This window comes from Geminicoccus harenae (assembly GCF_019800005.1).
In the GTDB taxonomy this organism is placed as follows: Bacteria; Pseudomonadota; Alphaproteobacteria; order Geminicoccales; family Geminicoccaceae; genus Geminicoccus; species Geminicoccus harenae.
Genome location: NZ_JABGCL010000028.1, coordinates 1 through 18,159, shown reverse-complemented (window position 1 = coordinate 18,159; position 18,159 = coordinate 1). Strand labels below are relative to the sequence as shown.

The following is an 18,159-nucleotide window of genomic DNA, read 5'->3' as shown; positions in this document are numbered from 1 at the left end:
AGCAGGTGGCCAGTGCTTCCTGCCAGAAGCACCCATCTCCTGACAGCTTGCGGCCTTCTTCCCTCGTCATGGCCGGGCTCGACCCGGCCATCCAGTCTTCTCGGCCGTTTCTGGATGGCCGGCTAAGGCCGGCCATGACGAAGAAGAAGGAGCGGCAGATCAGCAGGTTCTGCCCAGCCTCGCATATCAGCGAGGCTGACAGTCCATGACAGCCCCTAACCGGCACCCGTCCCCAGCAGGTTGTCCTCCCACCGCGCCTTGATGTGCGGCAAAGGCAGCTCGTCCGCAGCCCCGTCCAGCAGTTCCAGCACCCGCGGCGGCGTCAGCGGGATCTCGCGGACCGGACGGCCGGTGGCGTTGGCGACCGCGCAGGCCACCGCGGCCGCGACGTTCAGGATCGGCACCTCGCCGGCACCCTTGGTACCCAGAGGGCCGATCGAAGGCGCCCCCTCGTAGAGGTCGATCTCGACCGGGACCACGTCCTGGGCCAGCGGCACCCGGTAGGTCTCGAAGCCCTGCTGGCGCACCTGGCCATCCGTGCCGATCGTCACCTCCTCGTGCAGCGCATATCCCAGGCCCTGCACCACCCCGCCCTGGATCTGACCGCCGATGGCGCGTGGGTTGATCGCCCGGCCGACATCCTGGACGACCCGGTAGGCCAGGACCTCCACCTGACCGGTCTCCGGATCGACCGCCACCTCGCATTCGTGCACCGCGAACACCGGCAGGTCGAGCGCGTCGACCAGATGGCCGGCCGTGCAGCCCGGCCGCGACGCCGTACCCGGTGCGGTGAACGCTCCGCTGCCCGAGATCGGCCCGGTCACCGCTTGAGCGCGCTGGGCCACCGCCGCGATCGAGACCTTCAGTTGCGGCGCCCCCACCACCTGGACATGACCCGCCTCCAGCACGAGGTCGTCCGGGGCCGCCTCCAGCATGTCGGAGGCGATCTGGAGCAGCTTCTTGCGCACCTCCTGGCAGGCGGCGACGCTGGCAGCGCCCAGCGACACGGTGGTTCGCCCCCCGCCCACGCCCACGTCATAGCCCGCGGCATCGGTGTCGGCCTGGCGCACGACCACGTCCTCCGGGCGCAACCCCAGGGAATGGGCAACGATCTGCGGCAGGGCCTGGACCATCGCCCCTGAGCCGATCTCCACGCCCGAGGTCACCACCGTGGCGGTGCCGTCCGGGTTGAGGTTCACGGTGGCAGCCGACGGGCCCACGAGGATGAACCAGGTGCCGACCACGGTAGCCCGGCCGACCAGCCGCCCGTCGCTCACCGCCGGCCTCTTCCGCGACTTCGCCCGCAGCGCCGCCATGCGGTCCAGCATGGGCCCCAGCACGTCGCCCTCGAATACTTGGCCGGTGGCGCCGATCGCCCCGTCGCCGATCACGTTGCGCTTGCGGAACTCGACCGGGTCCATGCCGACCGCCTGGCAGATCTCGTCGGTATGCCGCTCCAGCGCGAAGACGTTGTAGGTGCCGTTGCAGGCGCGGAAGGCACCGGTCGGCGGGGTGTTGGTGTAGATTGCCCGGCTCACCAGGCGCACCGCCCCCAGCCGATAGCTCCCGCCCAGCGTGTGCGCGGTCATGCTGGCGAGAAAGGGCTGCTCGCCGCCATAGGCGCCGCAATCCATCAGCACCACCGCCTCCCGCCCGACGATCTCGCCCGACGCGGTGACCGCCGAGCGGATCCGGATCTCGGCGTTCTCGCGGCAAAGTGCCGTCAGCATCTCGTCGCGCCGGCTGTTCGCGAGCCGGACCGACCGACCAGATGCCCGCGCCAGCAGGGCCGCGAACGGCTCCAGCCCGAACGCGAACTTCAGGCCGAACCCGCCGCCCACGGCCGGCACCACGACCCGCACGTCCGCCGGGCGCACGCCCAGCAGGCTGGCGGTCGTGTCCCGCACCGTCCAGGGCGCCTGGGTCGAGGTCTCGATCAAAAAGCGCCCGTCCTCGAAGGTCACGACACAGGCACGCGGCTCCAGCGAGGCCTGGTTCTGCCGGCCCACCCGGAACGTGCTCTCCACCACGGTGACGTCCGGCCGGGCGAACGCCGCCGCCACGTCGTCGCGCACCACGGTCGCCTCCCAGGCGACGTTGCCGGCGCGCTGGCCGCCCGGCACGAATTGCGGGTAGTCACGCCAGTCCGGGTGGACCAGCGGCGCATCGGGGGCGAGCGCCTCGGCCATGGTCAGCACCGGCGGCAGTGGCTCCAGCTCCACCACGATCGCGGCCGCGGCAGCCCGCGCCTGCTCGGCCGTGTCGGCTGCCACTGCGGCGATCGGCTCGCCGACGAAGCGCACCTCGCCCGTGGCGAACAGCGTCTGGTCGCCCGCCACCATGCCGGAGCGGCCGGGTGCATCCGCACTCCCCACCACCGCGCGCACGCCGGGCATCCGCCGTGCCGGCTCCAGGTCGACCCGGACGATCCGCCCCGCCGGCACTTCCGCGCGGCGCAGCGCCGCATGGAGCATGCCGGGCCGCGCCCGGTCCACCGTGTAGCGGGTCTGGCCACGCAGCTTGTCCGTGGCGTCGCGCCTCGGCAGGTCCAGGCCGATCATGGAGGCGTTCATGGCGTGGCTCCTTCCGGCTGGCGCAGCGCCGCACCGGCTGCCAGTGCGGCCGCGATGATCCGCTCATAACCGGTGCAGCGGCAGATATTGCCGGCGAGCGCCGTCCGGATGTCGGCCTCCGACGCATCGGGCCGGCGCTCCAGGAGGCCGGTCAGCGCCATCAATATGCCGGGAAAGCACATGCCGCACTGGACGGCATCCTGCTCCAGCATGGCAGCCTGCAAGGGCGACAGCCCATTCCCCGCCCCCAGCGATTCGACGGTGCGCACCGCCCTGCCCTCGGCCAGGCCCACGGGCAGGAGGCAGGAGGCCACCGGCTGGTCGTCCACCAGCACCGTGCAGGCGCCGCAGAACCCCTCGCTGCAGGCCTGCTTGGCCCCGGTCAGGAACAGTTCCTCGCGCAGCACCTCGACCAGCGGCGTCAGCGGCGCCGCGGCGATCGTCCGCGCCTCGCCATTGACCGTGATCTGCATCGCCATGGCTCCTCCCCTCCCGCTCAGGCCAGGGCAGCGGCGACCGCGCGCCGCACCAGCGCCGGCAGCACCCGCACCCGATAGGATCCCGGCACCTCGACGCCGTCACGCGCCTGGAATCCGTCCAGCACTCCCTTGGCCGCCTCTGCGGCCCCGTCCGGATCGAGGGCCTGGCCCTGCAGCCGCTCCTCCAGCTCGGGCCAGCGCCGCGCCACCTTCTCCACCGAGCCCACCGCCAGCCGCACGGCCTCCACCCGGTCGGCGCCATCGAGCGTGGCCGCGAGGCTCACCATCGCCACCGGATAGTCACCGGCCACGCGCAGCGGCAGCCGCGCATGTGCCGAGCGCACGGCCCGGCGCGGCACCACCAGCCCGGTCAGGACCCGGCCGGGCTCGAGGTTCGCGCGCATCGCCAGGAAGTCGGCAAGATCCAGCCGTTCCGTACCACCCGGCCCCGCCACCTCCACGGCAGCTTCCAGGCAGAGCAGGGCCGGCACCAGGTCGGCGGCAGCGAAGTCATGGGCACAGAGATTGCCGCCCACCGTGGCGACCGCACGCACCGAGGGATTGGCCGACCGCCCCGCCGCCTCGGCCAGTACCCGGCATTCCGGCAGGTCGGCCAGTACTGCCGCCAGCTCGGCATGGGTGGCGCAGGCACCGATCCGGACTTGGTCGGGCTCGACCGTGATCTGCCGCAGCTCGGCGATCCGGGACAACCCGACATAGGCTCGCCCGTCGCGACCCTCCTGCCCGGCCGGCCGGCGCATGATCCAGGTGGCACCGGCCATGGGTGCGCCGGCAGCACCGCGCTCGGCCAGGGCCGCCAGCGCATCGGGCAGGGAAGTCGCGAGGTAAAGCCCACCGCCGTTCGCCGATCCCGCCATCGCCCCCTCCCGGTTCCGCCGAGCCCGATACAGCCAGTATTCCTGCCGGACTGACGTTCTGTCTTGGTGTCTTCAGCGGCGATGGCGCCAGATCCGGCCATCCATCGCCACTTGCCGGTCGCTGCCCGTGCAGCTTCTTCGAGCCATTTTAGAAAAGCAACGGTCGTGCCGACGCCGGCCACGGGCGAGTCCAACCGTGCCGCCAGCATCCAGAGCGGCTTCCGTAGAATTCCACGGAATTCCACACTTGGATTCTTGCACTAAGAACCACTTCCACAACAGTCTCGCAAGGTTGGCGACGGGATCGCGCACAGCTCGGAGGAAGCTGTCCGATTTCCGGCAAATGATCGCCGAGAGCGACCCAAGACGTCGCCAGAGGACAGGGAGTTCCCGAACATGGACGCGCGGCTTCGGATGCCTGCGGGATTGCGGCGCAGGATGGGCTCGCTGGTGGCCAGCCTGGTGGTGGCGGGCGGGCTCGTCGCGGCAGGTGCGCCGGCCGGTGCTGCCGAGCCGCCCGACCTGAACGCCATGCTGGGCTCGATGGGCCTGGCACCGCTGGCAGCCCAGGTCAGCGACCGGCCCGAGGATGTCCGTGGCGTGCTGCAGAGGCGGTTCGACGAGGTCCGCAAGTCGATCGATCGCTGCCGGACCTTTCTCGGCCGGAACTTCCCGAACACGGCGGCCGATGCCATCCTGAAGGGCGTGGCGGTGAAGCCCGGCGGGTTCGATGCGGCGGTCGAGGCGGCCCATGCCCGGCTCAGCGATGCGGCCAGCAGCGGCAGGATCGCCAGGCGCGACCTCGATGTCTGCGTGCGGCTGGTCGACATGCCGATCGGCGGGCGCACCCAGTATGTGCGCAGCCTGGAGCAGATCGACCGCTCCCTCTACAAGTGCGACAAGGTCCTGGCCGCCGGCGCGCCCAGCCAGGATGCCGTCGACGTCCTGCGGACGCTCGACCGCCGGGCCGGCTCGCCGACCTACACCGAGCAGGGCACGCTGGCCGCCCTCGACCGCGCCATGGGCCGGCCCACCGGCCTGACCAGGCTGGACCTGGATACCTGCGCTGCCGCCTACAATGTCGATGCGGAGCTTCTGCCGCGCTCGCAGGTGGTCGGCGATTTTCCGAGCTGTCCGACCGGCACCAACTACTGCCAGGGCACAGAGGTGGGCTTCATCTGCTGCGGCGGCAACATGCCCGTCTGCGCGCAGTCCTGCGACGAGGACGGTGACTGCGAGCCCTATTGCGAGCCGAGCCTGAGCTGCTTCCCGGGCGACGCCACGGTCCTGACCGAGGCCGGCGACCGCAAGCCCATGGCTGACGTCCGGGTCGGCGACCGGGTCCAGGTGGTCCATGCCGACGGCACGCTGGGCTTCGAGGACGTCTACCTGCAGACCCACCAGGATGCGGCGATCACCCAGACCTATGTCCGGCTGACGCTCGATTCCGGCCGTTCCCTCGTCCTGTCCCCTCGCCACTTCATCCCGACCGCCACGGACGGCTCCGCCTGGGACAGCCGGCTGATCGTCGGCGCCGATGAGGTGCAGGCCGGCGACCGGGTCTGGTACCTGGGCGAGGACGGCCAGATGCGGCTCGGCACGGTCGCCACTGCTTCCCGCGAGGCCGCCACCGGCGCCTTCAACCCGCTGACCATGCAGGGCAGCATCGTGGTGGACGGCGTGGTCGCATCCGCCCACAGCGACTGGTTCCTGGACGGCTATGTCTCCGCCCATGCCCAGGCGGGGATCTACCAGGCGATGTTCGCGCCGGTGCGCGGCATCTACACGCTGATCGGCCCGGAATGGACCCGCACGATCGCCGAGGACTGGGGCGTGGTCGACGCGGCGCGCGAAGGCACCGGCTCGCCGGCCGCAGCACCGCTCGGTGCGGCGGCGCTGGGCGGTGGCCTGCTCGTCGCCCTTCTGGGACTCCATCTCGTCCGCCGGCGCCGTGCCAGGCTGGCCTGATCCGGCCCTCCAGGAGGCCAGCATCGTCGACCGCTTCGCCGGCTACCGGCGGCTGCGGCGGCGGCTGGCCTCCGCGGCCCGCCGGGGCATGCTCGACCTGCTGTTCCGCGAGCGCCCGGGCACGCCCGCGATCGACTTCAGCGGCTATGACTATCTGGCCCTTGCGGCCCACCCTGCCGTGCGCGCCGCCGCCAAGGCCGCAATCGACCGCTACGGCACCTCCGTCTCGGCCAGCCGGATCGTGTCCGGGCAGATCGGCCTCCATGCCGAGCTCGAGCGGCGCCTGGCCACTTTTCTCGGCACCGCCGACTGCCTGGTCCTGGTCAGCGGCTACCTCACCAACGTCACGGTGATCGACCATCTGTTCGGCGTGCCCGACCTCGTGGTGCACGATACCGGCGCCCATAACAGTATCCTGACCGGTGCTCGCCTGTCCGGCGCCACCCAGCTCTGCTACCCCTGCCAGGACTGGGAAGCCCTCGACCGCCTCGTGGGGCCGGTCCGCCCCCGCCACCGGCGCGGCCTGCTGGTCGCCGAGGGCCTCTACAGCATGGATGGCCTGGTGCTGGACCTGGCGGCGGCCCGGGCGGCCTGCCAGCGCCACGACCTGCTGCTGATGGTCGACGAGGCCCATTCGCTGGGCACGCTGGGTGCCACCGGACGGGGCATCGTCGAGCACGCCGCCCTGCCGGGTACTACGGTCGACATCCGCATGGGCACGCTCAGCAAGGCGCTGGCGAGCTGCGGCGGCTACCTGGCCGGCGATGCCGGGCTGATCGAGTATCTGCGCTACCTGGCACCCGGCTTCATCTTCAGCGTCGGCCTGCCCCCCGCCGATACCGCGGCCGCCCTGGCGGCACTGGACGTGCTGGAACGCGAGCCCGAGCGGGCGGCGGAACTGCAGGAGCGGATCCTGCTGTTCCGCCGCCTGGCCGATGCCCACGGCCTGCCCCTCGCCGGCGATCCCGGCTCGCCGATCGCTTCTTTGGTGGTGGGCAACCCGGAAGCCTGCATGGCGCTGGCCGGCGAACTGGCGACGCTGGGCGTGCACGTGCCGCCGGTCCTGCCGCCAGCCGTGCCCGCCGATGCGGCACGGCTGCGCTTCTTCGTGACCCTCCACCACCAGCCGGCCCAACTGGCCAGGGCGGTGGAGCAACTGGCTCGAGCCTGGCGGAGCCGGCCGCATCTGGCGCGGGCCGCATGAACGGCCACGCCATCATCAGTGGCGGCTCCAGCGGCATCGGCCTCGCGGTCGCGCGGGAGCTGGCCGGCAGCGGCTGGCGCCTTTCGCTCCTGGCCCGCGACCGAGGCCGCCTGGCAGAAGCCGCCGAGCTCCTGGCCGCCGACGGCGCCATGGCCGTGCGGATCCGCCCGGTCGACGTCGCCGACCAGCCGGCCCTGGCCGCAGCCGTGCAGGATGCCGTGACGGCCCTGGGCCCGCCATCCCTGCTGATCGCCGCCGCGGGCATGGTGGTGCCCGGCCACTTCGCCGAGCTGGAGGATGCCGCCTTCACCCGGACCATGGCGGTGAACTATCTGGGCAGCCTGCATCTGGTGCGCGCGGCCCTGCCGGCGCTGCGCCTCGTGCGTGCTCCGCGGATCGTGCTGATCTCCTCCGGCGCCGGCCTTATCGGCCTCTACGGCTATTCCGCCTATGCCCCGACCAAGTTCGCGGTGCGGGGCCTGGCCGAGGCGCTGCGCAGCGAGCTGGCGCCCGAAGGCATCGGCGTCTCGGTGGTGTACCCGCCGGACACCGGCACGCCGCAGCTCCATGCGGAGCGCCGCCTGCGGCCGCTCGCGACCAGCCGGATCGCCGCCGGCGCCAAGGTCCAGCCGGCCGATGCGGTGGCCCGGGCGATCCTGCGCGGCATCCGCCGCAACCGGTTCGTGATCGCACCCGGCTGGGAAATGACCGCGCTCGCCCGGCTGCACAGCCTGCTGGGCCCGCTCCTGCACCGCTTCTGGTTCGACCGGGTGATCCGCGCCTGCCACCGGCAGCCTCCCCCTGGGCCTATGTCGCAGATCACTTGCCAATCGCCTCAGGATGACGGAATATTCTGACGCCGGTTCCTCCAGGCCTGTTCTTCCTATCTTTCCGACACCCGGCAATAGTCATCGTTCGGAAGGCCTGTTGTCTGCTCGTCTTTGCATGATGCCGTCGTCCCGCCGGCCGGTCGGACGTCCATGTCGCAGCAACAGGGGTAACTTCATGGCGATCGCTTCCCTGCCGCCCCGCCCCCACCTGCCGGTGCGCATGGCGCCAGCCCCCCCGCCGGCCCTCGGCCCGGCCGCCATCGACCTGCTGTTCCCCAGCGCCAGGACCGGGCACCGCCAGGCCTTCATCCGCCACTGGCCGGCACTGGCAGATCGCTACGGCCTGGACGGCCATCCCTGGCGCCGCGAGTTCTTCCTGGCTCAAGTCGGCCACGAATCCGGCGGACTCGCCATGCTGGAGGAGAATCTCCACTACGAGGCCAGGCGGCTGCTGGCCGTGTTCCCCGGCCATTTCCGGACGCTGGAGGAGGCGCAGGCCTGTGCCGCGGCACCCGAGCGACTGGCCAACCGGGTCTATGCCGGCCGGCTGGGCAATGGCCACGAAGCCAGCGGCGACGGCTACCGCTATCGCGGCCGCGGCTATCTCCGGCTGACCGGCCGCGAGACCTATCGGGAGGTCGCCCGGCTCACCGGCCTGCCGCTGGAATCCGAGCCGGACCTGGCCGGCCATCCCGACCATGCGCTGCATTGTGCCGCGGCGTTCTGGGCCTGGCGCGGGCTGAACGAGCTGGCCGATGCCGGCCGGTTCGAGGCGGTCACCCGCCACCTCCATGGCACGCTGCACGGGTTGGAGGACCGCCAGGCCTGGCTGGACAAGGTCCGCCGCGTCCTGACCGTCCCGCCCGCCGAGATGCTGCTGGACGTCCCCGCCGTGCTCCGGCTCCAGCGCGCCCTGCAGCAGCAGGGCTATGCCGAGCTCGGTGCCGCCGATGGCCAGGTCGGCCCGCGCACGCTCGCCGCGGTCGCCCGGTTCCGTCAGGACCACGGCCTGGGCCCGGGCGGGATCGACCGCCACTGCCTCGACAGGCTCGCGTCGGTCTGAGCCGGCCCTGGCCCGGCGCCGCCCGCCCCGGACATCCATGCCCCGGACAGCCACACCATGCCCGTCTGGATCGGCTTCTCCCTGGTCGAGTGGTGCATCATCGCCATGCTGGCCCTGTTCCTGCCGCTGGCGGTGTTCTTCGGCCGGGGCAGCGTGCGCCAGCGCCGCCTGGCGACCCTGGACAATCTGGAGGCGGCGGCACGCCGGGCATTGCCCGACCATCAGCAGGTCGAGGTGCCGCTCCTGGCGCTGGTGCGGGCGCGCTATGCGCCGACTGTGATGCTGGGCCCGGATGGCCGCCCGGACGCAAGGGCGGACCTCTACCGTGCCGTGCGCGAGGGGCTGGCCTATGCCGTATCGAGCGCCAGCTTCGTGATGCTGTGCCTGGCCGGCTTCTACCTCCTGCTGGGCGTCGGCCGCAGCATCGCAGTCGACCCCGGCATCCTGCTCCAGGGCCTGTCCGATGCCGCCGCCGGCTCGCCGGAGGCCGCCGCGTACCGCACGGTGACCGCGCTGGTGGTGGGGGCGGCCTTTCTCGGCGCCTATGTCTGGTCGATCAACTACCTGATCCTGCGGGTCGCCAATTTCGACCTGTCGCCGCTCGACTGGCTGCGGGTCTCGGTCCATCTGCTGCTGACCTGCCTGGTCGCCGGCGTGTTCCGCCACGTGGTCGCCGCCGGCACCGATCTGGAGCTGGCCGCGGCCCTGGTGCTGCTCGCGGCCTTCCTGATGGGCATGTTCCCCTCGCTTGGCCTGAATGCCCTGGTCGACCGGCTGCCGCCCAGCTTCCGGCTGAAGCGGATCGTGCCGGAGGGCGACCGGATCGCCCGGGAGTTCCCGCTCGACCTGATCGACGGAATCGATGCCGGCATCCGCTTCCGGCTGGCCGCCTACGAGATCGACGACGCGCAGAACCTCGCCACGGAGAACCCGCTCAGCCTCCATGTCGGGACACCCTACAACCTGTTCCAGATCATGGACTGGATCGCGCGCGCCCAGCTCCTGGTAACGGTGGGACCGGCCCGCTACCTGGCCCTGCGCGAGCGCAACCTGTCCGACATCCATGCCCTCCTGGCCATGGGCGAGACAGAGGCCGGCCGCGCCTTCCTCGCACCCGCCCTGTTCGATCCGGTGCCGCCCGACGAGGTGGTGATCCGCTATCTGGCGACGCTGGCCGACAGCCTGCACGTGCGCCGGCTCCGCGCCCTCGCCCGGTTCCTCGCCCAGACCATGGACCCGCCCGCCAAGCCCGGCCCGATCGCCCCAATCCGGCCGACCGTGGTGCATCCGCCGCACCTGCGCGCCGGGGAGCGCAGCGGCGGCACGCCGAAGCTCAGTTGATCACCCGGTAGCGGCTGGCGTCGTTGCTCTTGCTGCCGCTCTTGCTGCCCAGGCCGCCGGCCAGGCGGATCAGCCGCTTGTGCACCGGCTGGCCGCGCCACTGGTCATAGACCCAGATCCCCCGATGGTCCTGGCCGATATAGATGGCGGCATGGTTGCCGGTGCGGCTCGTATAGGTGCCGTCCCGCTCGAAGGTGGCGATCGCCACGCCCGGCCGCAGGCCGGCATTGCCGTGGACCTTCGCACCCGGCCGCCATTCCGCGGTGCGCGGCACGCCCGATGCCGCCTTCACGAAGTCGACGCAGTGCCCGGGCCCGACCACCCGGCCCAGATGCGCCTGCGGCCGCTCCGCGACATAGGGTCCGGCCGCCAGCGCCGACGAGGCCAGGCAGGCGAGGCCAGCGGCCAACACGGTCATGGTTCTGGACATGGCGTTCCTCCGGACGGGCGGCCGTCCGTTCTCGACGGACGATCTAGCCTGCGGGACAGTAATCCTGCACGGCGCGGCCGGCTCCCTCAGCATCGCACCTGTCTTGTCATGTGGTGATGCCGGCCCGTCATGACCACACCCCTGCCGTGACTTCGGGGCCGCGTTCGAGCCAAGAACATGTGCGGCACCCGTTCCCGGGCCCGCCACGATCGACAGGACCGAATCCGGCTGACGGCAAGACCAGCATCAATCCGGACAGGGCGATGTCCTGGCCTGGAACGGAACTGGCTTCATCGGGCAGGTCCGGATGCGTCACCACTGCCGCCAGCCGGTCGACAGTAATGCTACCTCATTTCTGCCAATCTTATTGATCTCCGGCAATGCAATTCGCTTCGTTTGACTAATATGCGCAAGCAAGTTGTTGAATTTAATTCAGTTGACCGAGCTCAATGCTTGCAACAGTCTCATCCGGACATTTGATGTCATACCGAATGTTCATCATGCCCGCCCGAGAACATGGGCGCGCCTGCATATTGGCATTGGAGGATCAGCCCATGTTCCACCGGCGCGGCCTGCCGGCGCGACGTGCGCTCGGCATCACGCGACGCGGCCTCCTGCGCGCAGGCGGCCTTGCGGCCGCCGCCGCCCTGCTGGGGCCGGCTGCCGGTGCGCAGGCGAACCCTGACCTGATCCCGTGGTACGAGATCCGGGCCTATGACGGCGACCTGCCGCCGTTGCCGCGGACCTGGACCAAGGCGCGGCCGCCCTGGCGGACCGGGCGTGGTCGCAGGCGCTGAACCGGTCGAGCCGCACGAGGGCATCCCACCATGGTACTTCCCGAATACCGGCTGATCGGCTGCCCGATCTATGCCTCGACCCAGGCCAACATCCGCTGGCCGGCCGGACATTACTTCTCCTTCCAGGCGGCCAAGAGCGGCACGGTCCGACGGTTCCTGTGGCAGACCCAGGGTGCCCGCCAGCATGCCGAGCCCGACGACGGGCACTGCAAGGGCAATTTCGGCCGCTACCTGATCAAGTTCTACCGCTGCACCGACTGGACCCAGCCCAAGGGCGCGCAGATTGCGGCGGGCGTGCTGGCGCCGGGGACGGACGGCTATTATCCCGGCCGGCACGTGAACGGCTTCGACGGCTGGAACCCCCAGGGCTCGCCGGTGTCCGGCCCGATCGACAGCCCGGAGCTGGTGGGCGGCCTGCATGTCCAGGCCTGGATGAACCGGGTCCAGCCGCTGAACGGCGTCTCGTATTATAGCGGCACCGCCTTCGTCTATATCGACGTGCTGGCCACCAATGGCGGCCCCTGGAACGTCACCGAGGGCGAGTGGATCCTCGCGGAGTTCGTCAATACCGCACCCGATCCCGCCAATAACTTCTCGTTCGACAACAACGCGTTCTCGGCGTCCGCCGCCCATCCGGGCCTCGAAGCCTCCCGCTCGCCCATGGACCGCCTGCTCGCGGTGCGCGAATACCTGCCCGCCACCCAGCAGCCCAGCACCAACCAGACCGCCGGCGGTGCGCGCGGCATGACCCCGTTCTACATGCTGGGCTATTCGGACGACACCTGGTACGGCCAGCCCTGGTACTATCGGGGCCGCTACACCGGCGGCAATCCCAGCGGCGGCCTGTTCGACGAGCACCCGACCAACCCCAGCGGCACCCCGCCGGCCACCGCCAGCCGCGGCCCCGCCCTCCTGTTCTACGGCACCAAGCGCCTGCGCCAGGTCCTGACCCCGCCGTCGGACTTCGGCGGCGAGACCGTGGACGTGATCTCCGTCCATGCCTGGCGCTGGACCAGCCTCGCCGGCTACACGCAGAACCGGCGCCTAGGGGTGCGCATCCTGCGCGTATCCAGCACGTCCGGCCGCACCGTCTCGCCCTATACCCAGGTTTGGCCGCCCACCAATGCCAGCGGCAGCGACGTGTTCCGGGTCGGCACCGGCAGCGACAGCGGCCCGTTCAAGGCCTTCCCGGCCGACACCTTCGTGGCGTTCGGCCAGAACGTGGTGCCCGGCACCACGCTCTCCATCACGCCCTCCAACCTGACCAGCCGCACCTCGCCCACGCTCACCCAGTTCGAGCAGGCGGTGCCCAACATCCGCTACGGCCGGCTCACCATCAGCCCGAGCCTGCGCCTGGAAAGCCGCTATCGCTACGTGATCGAGCTCGCCGCCGAGAGCGGCTCGGCCTACGCCATGCAGTTGCAGAAGAACCCGCACCGCTACCTCAACCTGCTGCGCACCAAGTCCGACAACACGCTCGACACCAGCCAGGGCCGCGCCCTGATGCCCGGCCAGACCGCCACCGGGACGCGCCGCCCCGTGATCAGGATCCCCCAGGTGTGGCCCTGCAACCCCCATGCGGTGCCAACCTTCAGCCAGGACAACAGCAACAATTCGGGCCGCTACTATAATGCGTCCGGCAAGCTATATTCGGGCACCAGCTGGACCGAGTTCAACGACCACATGCTCCCGGTCTGCCTGGATCCGCCTGTGTGACGCTGGAGACGAATCATGGCCACGATCATCGGCACCTCCGGAAACGACGATCTCACCGGCACGGCCTCCAAGGACACGATCTATGGCCGCCTGGGCGACGACCGGCTGGCCGGCGCTGAAGGGAACGACGCCATCTATGGCGAGGGCGGGGACGATCACCTGCTGGGCCAGGAGGGCGACGACCGCGTCTATGGCGGGCTCGGCAACGACCTGCTGGAAGGCGGCCTCGGCGACGACCTGCTGAACGGCAACGACGGCGACGACATCCTCGACGGCGGCGAGGGCGATGACGACCTGCGCGGCCGGGTCGGCAACGACCGGCTGTCCGGCGGTGCCGGCAACGACGTGCTCAAGGGCGACGATGGTGACGACCTGCTGAACGGCGACGTGGGCGACGACCTGCTGCTGGGCGGCGACGGCAACGACGACCTGCGCGGCGGCTTGGGCGACGACACGCTCCATGGCGGCATCGGCAACGACTATCTGGACGCCGGCGGCGGCACCAACGTCCTGTCCGGCGAGTTCGGCGACGATGTCGTCACCGCCTACAGCCACGACACGATCGACACCGGCAGCGGCGACGACCGGGTGAGCCTCCTGGGCTCGGCCAGCCTGGACGCCACCATCACCTTCGGCGAGGGCGCCGACACGCTCACCATGGACTATTCCGGCGGCAACCAGGAGTTCGCTGGCGGCGGGGTGACCACGATCACCGACTTCACCCATGGCAGCGACCGGATCGGCACGCTGAACTTCGCCATCATCGACGACATGGGCCTGGAGACGCTGGGCTTCGCCGCGCTCGACAGCAACCGGGACGGCATGGTCGACGCGCGCGACGCCGGGGTGAGCCTGGCCGAGGACACGCTCACGATCGACCTGAGCGTGGCGCTGACCACGGTGGCCTCGGTGGGCCGGCCGGGCTTCCATGTCGAGGCACCGATCGTCCTGAACCTGCAGGGTGTGACCGACCTGCGCCCGGACGACTTCGCCGCCTGACCGCCACGGCCGGCGCGTTCCGCGGGAGGCGCCGCCCCGGCTAGCCTCCCGCAGCCGGCTCCCGCCGGAGCGAAACCACGCCCAGCGCCACCGCGTGCTCCATCAGCGTGTAGAGGAACAGCACCATGCCCAGCCCCTCCAGCGCCTCCTCCGCATTGGTCAGCATCTGGTAGGTCATGGTGAAGGTGCCGGTCTCGGCGGCGAAGCTCCCGCCGATCATCTCCATCCCGATGGCACCCGCCACGAAGACGATGCCCGACAGGAGCATCAGCAGGGCAGTGCGGCGCGGCAGCGCCAGGAGGAAGGGAATGTAGGACAGGCCCACCAGGGCGCAGAAGATCATGCCCGGGATCACCCAGGCGAAGTGGAATACCCCACCCAGCGCCCAGCGCGCCTGGATCATGCTCACCAGCCGCTCGTGGAACGACATGGCCTCGTCCGCCGAGAGCAGGACGAAGATCGCCGACAGGATCAGCCACCCCCAGACCCGCCGCCGGCTCGCCAGCGCGATCATGTACAGCAGGGCGGCGTTCAGGAAGATGATCGCGGCCGATGCCCAGCTGTAGAAGCTGAGCTCGCTGTTGGTCTCGAGCAGCCATTTCGTGCTCTTCACCCACTGGTCGCGGCTGACCTGGCCGCCATGGGAAAGGTAGATCAGCAGATCCTGCCCTACGCTCGCCAGCACCAGCAGGCCCATCACGATGGCAAACGGCAGGGTGAACAGCCCGGCCTGCGACAACTTCACCAAGCATCTCCTCCGGACCGGCGAGCCGGACACCACTCCCCAAGCGGCAGGCAGCGCCGCTAGAACGGCCAGGGCCGGCGTCCTTACCCCGGCCGAGCCACCGAGGAGTTCGCCATGCCGCGTCCCGGCCCCATCGAATATGCGGACGCCAGTCCGCAGGCCCGTCTCGTTTATGACGAGATCATGACGACCCGGAACGTTCCAGACGTCAACAACTTCTGGAAATATCTGGCCAACGACCCGAAGACGCTGGCCCGCACCTGGGAAAGCATCAAGGAGGTGATGGCCGAGGGCGCCCTGCCGCCGCTCGTGAAGGAACTGATCTACATCGCGGTGAGTGTCACCAATGGTTGCGAGTACTGCATCGCCTCCCATTCCGCCGCCGCGGCCAAGGCCGGCATGACGCCGGAAATGTTCGCCGAGATGGTGGCGGTGGTCGGCATGGCGAACGAGACCAACCGGCTGGTGACGGCCTACCGCGTCCCGGTCGATCCCCAGTTCGGCTGAGCCGGCTCAGCCGCCCCTGGCGCCGCGCAGCCTCCCCCACAGCCGGCGCCAGCCGCCCGGCTGCCCGGCTGTGGGGCGTCGCGGCAGCCGGGCGGCGGCCACGTCCCGGCAGAACGCGGCATAGCCGGCACTGGCCGGGATCGGCACGCCCACCTCCTGCGCATAGGCCGTGAGTGCTGCCGGCTCCATGGCCTGGCCGTGCTCCTGGCACCAGCGGCCGAACGACAGTTCCTGGCCCCACCAGCCGGCCGCCTTCGGCTGCAGGGCCCGGACCATCCACGCCGTATCGCCGGGGGCCGCGGGTGCTGCCAGCTCTGCCCAGATGTCCGCATAGAGATAATCCGGCCGGCGCCCGCCCGTGGCCTCCAGCACCCGCTCTGCCAGGTCATCGCCCAGCGCATCGGCCTGGACGACCACGACCTTGTCCCGCCTGGGCCAGTAGTCCATGCCGGCAGCGGCGCCGGCCACGGCGATCACCTCCGCTGCCCGCTCCACCACCACGACCCGCAGCACTTCCGGCCGAAGCGATGCGGCATGGGCGTACATCGCCATGCCCAGCCCTGCCACGACCACCACGCCCGTCGCCTGATGGACGTGGAAGGCGTGGCTCTCCAGCTCCATCAGGCTGGTCGACATCCAGGCAGTGCGGCCGTGGTGGAGGACGTGGCGCTCCGGCTCCAGGACCATGCCCGGCAGATAACCTTCCACCGGCCCGCGCCCGTAGCGCGCCACCCGCCACGGGCCAACGGCGGCATCCCGGTAGCGCGGGATCGGGAACAGCCCGAAGCCGTAGCGCGCCAGCATGGCCCGGTGGCGCTCGGGATGGGGGAAAGGCGATGGATCGGCCATGGCGGGTCCGCTCTAGGCTGGCGCTGCCCCCTCGCCAAGAGCCGCCCGGTCCCCTGGTGCCGCCGCCTCACCCCGGGATCCGGTCCGGTTCACCGAACGATCAGGGATGGCAAAGCGTTCGCTTTCCTGGTTGAAGCCTCGTCAGCCGACGCTGGCCGTCCCACAAAGAGGCGGCTTCGGCCGAGCTGAAGACGCCACGAATTGGGGAGCGCGCTCTTGTCCATTTCCCCGAACAAGGACCGCCCGAAGGCGGCGGCCCCGGCCCATCTGATCCCCGACACCGATCCCTACCATCTGACCCCGGAAGGTATCCAGGAGCCGCCGGTCGGCTGGCGGCACAGCCTGAAGCATCTGGGCCCAGGCCTGATCCTGTCCGCCTCCATCGTCGGTTCCGGCGAGCTGATCGCCACCACCACGCTGGGTGCCACCGCCGGCTTCGCCCTGCTCTGGCTCGTGATCTTCTCCACGCTGGTGAAGGTCGCCGTCCAGGTGGAGCTGGCACGCTGGACGATCTCGACCGGCCAGCCGGCGCTGACCGGCTACAACAAGGTGCCGCCGAAGCTCGGCCCGGTGGGCTGGATCAACCTGCTCTGGGTCCTGATGGCCCTGTCCAAGATCCTGCAGATCGGCGGCGTGCTGGGCGGCACCGCGGCCTCGCTCAGCATCCTGTTCCCGATCGGCGGCGATCCGCTCGGCATGACCTCCCTGTCGATCTGGACCTCGGTCACCGTGGTCGGCAGCATCGCCCTGCTCTACTCGAGCCGCTACTCGCTGATCGAGCGGGGTGCCGTCTTCCTGGTGGTGATCTTCTCCGTCGTCACCATCGTGATCGCGCTCGGCCTGCCGTTCACGCCGTTCGCCTACAGCGTCGAGGACGTGCTGGGCGGCTTGGCCTTCGCCATCCCGGCCGGCACGATCGGTGCCGCCATCGCCATGTTCGGCATCACCGGCGTGGGTGCGGACGAGCTGACCTTCTACACCTACTGGTGCATCGAGAAGGGCTATGCCCGCAATGTCGGCCCGAACGACGGCAGCGAGGCCTGGGAGCGCCGCGCCAAGGGCTGGATCTCGGTGATGTACAAGGACGCGTTCGTGTCCTGGGCGATCTACACCTTCGGCACGCTGGCCTTCTTCATCATGGGTGCGGCGGTGCTGCAGCCGCAGGGCCTGGTGCCGGTCGGCAACGAGATGATCACCACCCTGTCGCGGATGTACACCGACACGCTGGGCGAATGGGCGGCGATCCTGTTCCTGGTGGGCTCGTTCGCCGTGCTGGGTTCGACGCTCTGGGCGGCGATCCCGAGCTGGTCGCGGATGTACGTCAACTTCCTGTCGGTGGTGGGCGTGCTCGACTGGCAGGACACCAAGGTGCGCACCGCCTGGATCCGCGGCTTCACCGTGGCCCTGCCGATCATCTGGGGCCTCGCCTACCTGACCATCCAGTCGCCGGTGCTGATGGTCCAGATCGGCGGCGTGATGACCGGCGTGTTCCTGCTCGGGACGGTGGTCGCGGTCTGGTACCTGCGCAAGACCGAGACCGACCCCCGCATCTATGGCAGCGGCCTGTTCAACGCCGCCCTGGTGATCAGCAGCATCGCGATCATCCTGCTGGGCATCTACAGCGCACTCAACGTGTTCGGCGCGTTCAAGTAGCACCGACGCCCGGCCGGTCTCCCCTCGTCCCCAAGGCCGAGGGGAGGCCGCCAGTGCCTAGGTGTACGGTCCCGGGATGTGGTGTGACGGGTCGAGCCTGAACCGATCGGGCTCTTTGGCCCAGGTC

Annotated in this window: 16 protein-coding genes; 10 read left to right on the top strand and 6 right to left on the bottom strand. The window is 70.3% G+C overall.

Going from position 1 to position 18,159, the window contains the following annotated elements; all coding sequences use genetic code 11:
* Positions 1-215: 215 nt before the first annotated feature.
* Genes HLA95_RS21205 through HLA95_RS21195 form a run of 3 tightly spaced genes read right to left on the bottom strand, consistent with a single transcriptional unit; the run spans position 216 to position 3,930 of the window.
* Entirely contained in the window at positions 216-2,573 is a 2,358-nt protein-coding gene (locus tag HLA95_RS21205) for a xanthine dehydrogenase family protein molybdopterin-binding subunit (protein ID WP_222184443.1), read from the bottom strand.
* Positions 2,570-3,052 carry a (2Fe-2S)-binding protein gene (locus HLA95_RS21200; protein WP_222184441.1) on the bottom strand — a complete coding sequence of 161 codons (483 nt, stop codon included), beginning with the start codon at positions 3,050-3,052 and terminating at the stop codon, positions 2,570-2,572. The genes HLA95_RS21205 and HLA95_RS21200 overlap by 4 nt, the downstream gene beginning before the upstream one ends.
* A 17-nt stretch (positions 3,053-3,069) precedes the next feature.
* Positions 3,070-3,930, bottom strand: a complete 861-nt coding sequence (locus HLA95_RS21195) for an FAD binding domain-containing protein (RefSeq protein WP_222184439.1) — start codon at positions 3,928-3,930, stop codon at positions 3,070-3,072.
* 396 nt (positions 3,931-4,326) lie between these two features.
* Between HLA95_RS21195 and HLA95_RS21190 the strand changes: the two genes are divergently transcribed.
* The 5 genes from HLA95_RS21190 to HLA95_RS21170 all read left to right on the top strand — a co-directional run bounded on the left by HLA95_RS21190 (position 4,327) and on the right by HLA95_RS21170 (position 10,336).
* Entirely contained in the window at positions 4,327-5,898 is a 1,572-nt protein-coding gene (locus HLA95_RS21190) for a Hint domain-containing protein (protein WP_222184438.1), read from the top strand.
* The gene (locus HLA95_RS21185) at positions 5,882-7,102 is read left to right on the top strand and encodes an aminotransferase class I/II-fold pyridoxal phosphate-dependent enzyme (RefSeq protein ID WP_222184436.1); all 1,221 of its coding nucleotides are present in this window, start codon (positions 5,882-5,884) and stop codon (positions 7,100-7,102) included. Before HLA95_RS21190 ends, HLA95_RS21185 begins: the two co-directional genes overlap by 17 nt.
* A complete protein-coding gene (locus HLA95_RS21180) occupies positions 7,099-7,959 on the top strand; it encodes an SDR family NAD(P)-dependent oxidoreductase (RefSeq protein ID WP_222184435.1) in 861 nt (286 codons plus the stop codon). Before HLA95_RS21185 ends, HLA95_RS21180 begins: the two co-directional genes overlap by 4 nt.
* 148 nt (positions 7,960-8,107) lie before the next feature.
* On the top strand, positions 8,108-8,995 hold the full coding sequence (locus HLA95_RS21175; protein ID WP_222184433.1) for a peptidoglycan-binding protein: 888 nt from the start codon (positions 8,108-8,110) through the stop codon (positions 8,993-8,995).
* A gap of 57 nt (positions 8,996-9,052) precedes the next feature.
* The gene (locus HLA95_RS21170) at positions 9,053-10,336 is read left to right on the top strand and encodes a hypothetical protein (RefSeq protein WP_191061801.1); all 1,284 of its coding nucleotides are present in this window, start codon (positions 9,053-9,055) and stop codon (positions 10,334-10,336) included.
* Here HLA95_RS21170 and HLA95_RS21165 read toward each other — a convergent pair.
* Positions 10,329-10,766, bottom strand: coding sequence for a BPSL0067 family protein (locus tag HLA95_RS21165; RefSeq protein WP_191061800.1), 438 nt, complete (start codon positions 10,764-10,766; stop codon positions 10,329-10,331). The genes HLA95_RS21170 and HLA95_RS21165 overlap by 8 nt on opposite strands.
* A gap of 554 nt (positions 10,767-11,320) precedes the next feature.
* Between HLA95_RS21165 and HLA95_RS21160 the strand changes: the two genes are divergently transcribed.
* From HLA95_RS21160 to HLA95_RS21150, 3 genes are read left to right on the top strand one after another with little or no spacing between them, the layout of a single operon-like run.
* A complete protein-coding gene (locus tag HLA95_RS21160) occupies positions 11,321-11,563 on the top strand; it encodes a hypothetical protein (RefSeq protein WP_222184431.1) in 243 nt (80 codons plus the stop codon).
* A 30-nt stretch (positions 11,564-11,593) separates the two neighbouring features.
* Positions 11,594-13,279 (top strand): hypothetical protein, encoded by a 1,686-nt coding sequence (locus HLA95_RS21155; RefSeq protein WP_191061177.1) that lies wholly within the window; start codon positions 11,594-11,596, stop codon positions 13,277-13,279.
* 15 nt (positions 13,280-13,294) lie between these two features.
* The gene (locus HLA95_RS21150) at positions 13,295-14,278 is read left to right on the top strand and encodes a calcium-binding protein (protein ID WP_191061178.1); all 984 of its coding nucleotides are present in this window, start codon (positions 13,295-13,297) and stop codon (positions 14,276-14,278) included.
* A gap of 40 nt (positions 14,279-14,318) precedes the next feature.
* Here the strand turns inward: HLA95_RS21150 and HLA95_RS21145 are convergent, their stop codons facing one another.
* Positions 14,319-15,023 carry a DUF8692 domain-containing protein gene (locus HLA95_RS21145; protein ID WP_191061179.1) on the bottom strand — a complete coding sequence of 235 codons (705 nt, stop codon included), beginning with the start codon at positions 15,021-15,023 and terminating at the stop codon, positions 14,319-14,321.
* A gap of 114 nt (positions 15,024-15,137) precedes the next feature.
* On the opposite strand from HLA95_RS21145, the gene HLA95_RS21140 reads away from it, so the two are divergent.
* Positions 15,138-15,530, top strand: a complete 393-nt coding sequence (locus HLA95_RS21140) for a carboxymuconolactone decarboxylase family protein (protein ID WP_191061180.1) — start codon at positions 15,138-15,140, stop codon at positions 15,528-15,530.
* Positions 15,531-15,536: 6 nt separating this feature from the next.
* On the opposite strand, the gene HLA95_RS21135 is transcribed toward HLA95_RS21140, so the two are convergent.
* Positions 15,537-16,379: a hypothetical protein gene (locus tag HLA95_RS21135; RefSeq protein WP_222184429.1), complete on the bottom strand. Its 843-nt coding sequence runs from the start codon at positions 16,377-16,379 to the stop codon at positions 15,537-15,539.
* Positions 16,380-16,601: 222 nt separating this feature from the next.
* On the opposite strand from HLA95_RS21135, the gene HLA95_RS21130 reads away from it, so the two are divergent.
* On the top strand, positions 16,602-18,032 hold the full coding sequence (locus HLA95_RS21130) for an Nramp family divalent metal transporter (RefSeq protein WP_322100157.1): 1,431 nt from the start codon (positions 16,602-16,604) through the stop codon (positions 18,030-18,032).
* Positions 18,033-18,159: the final 127 nt, after the last annotated feature.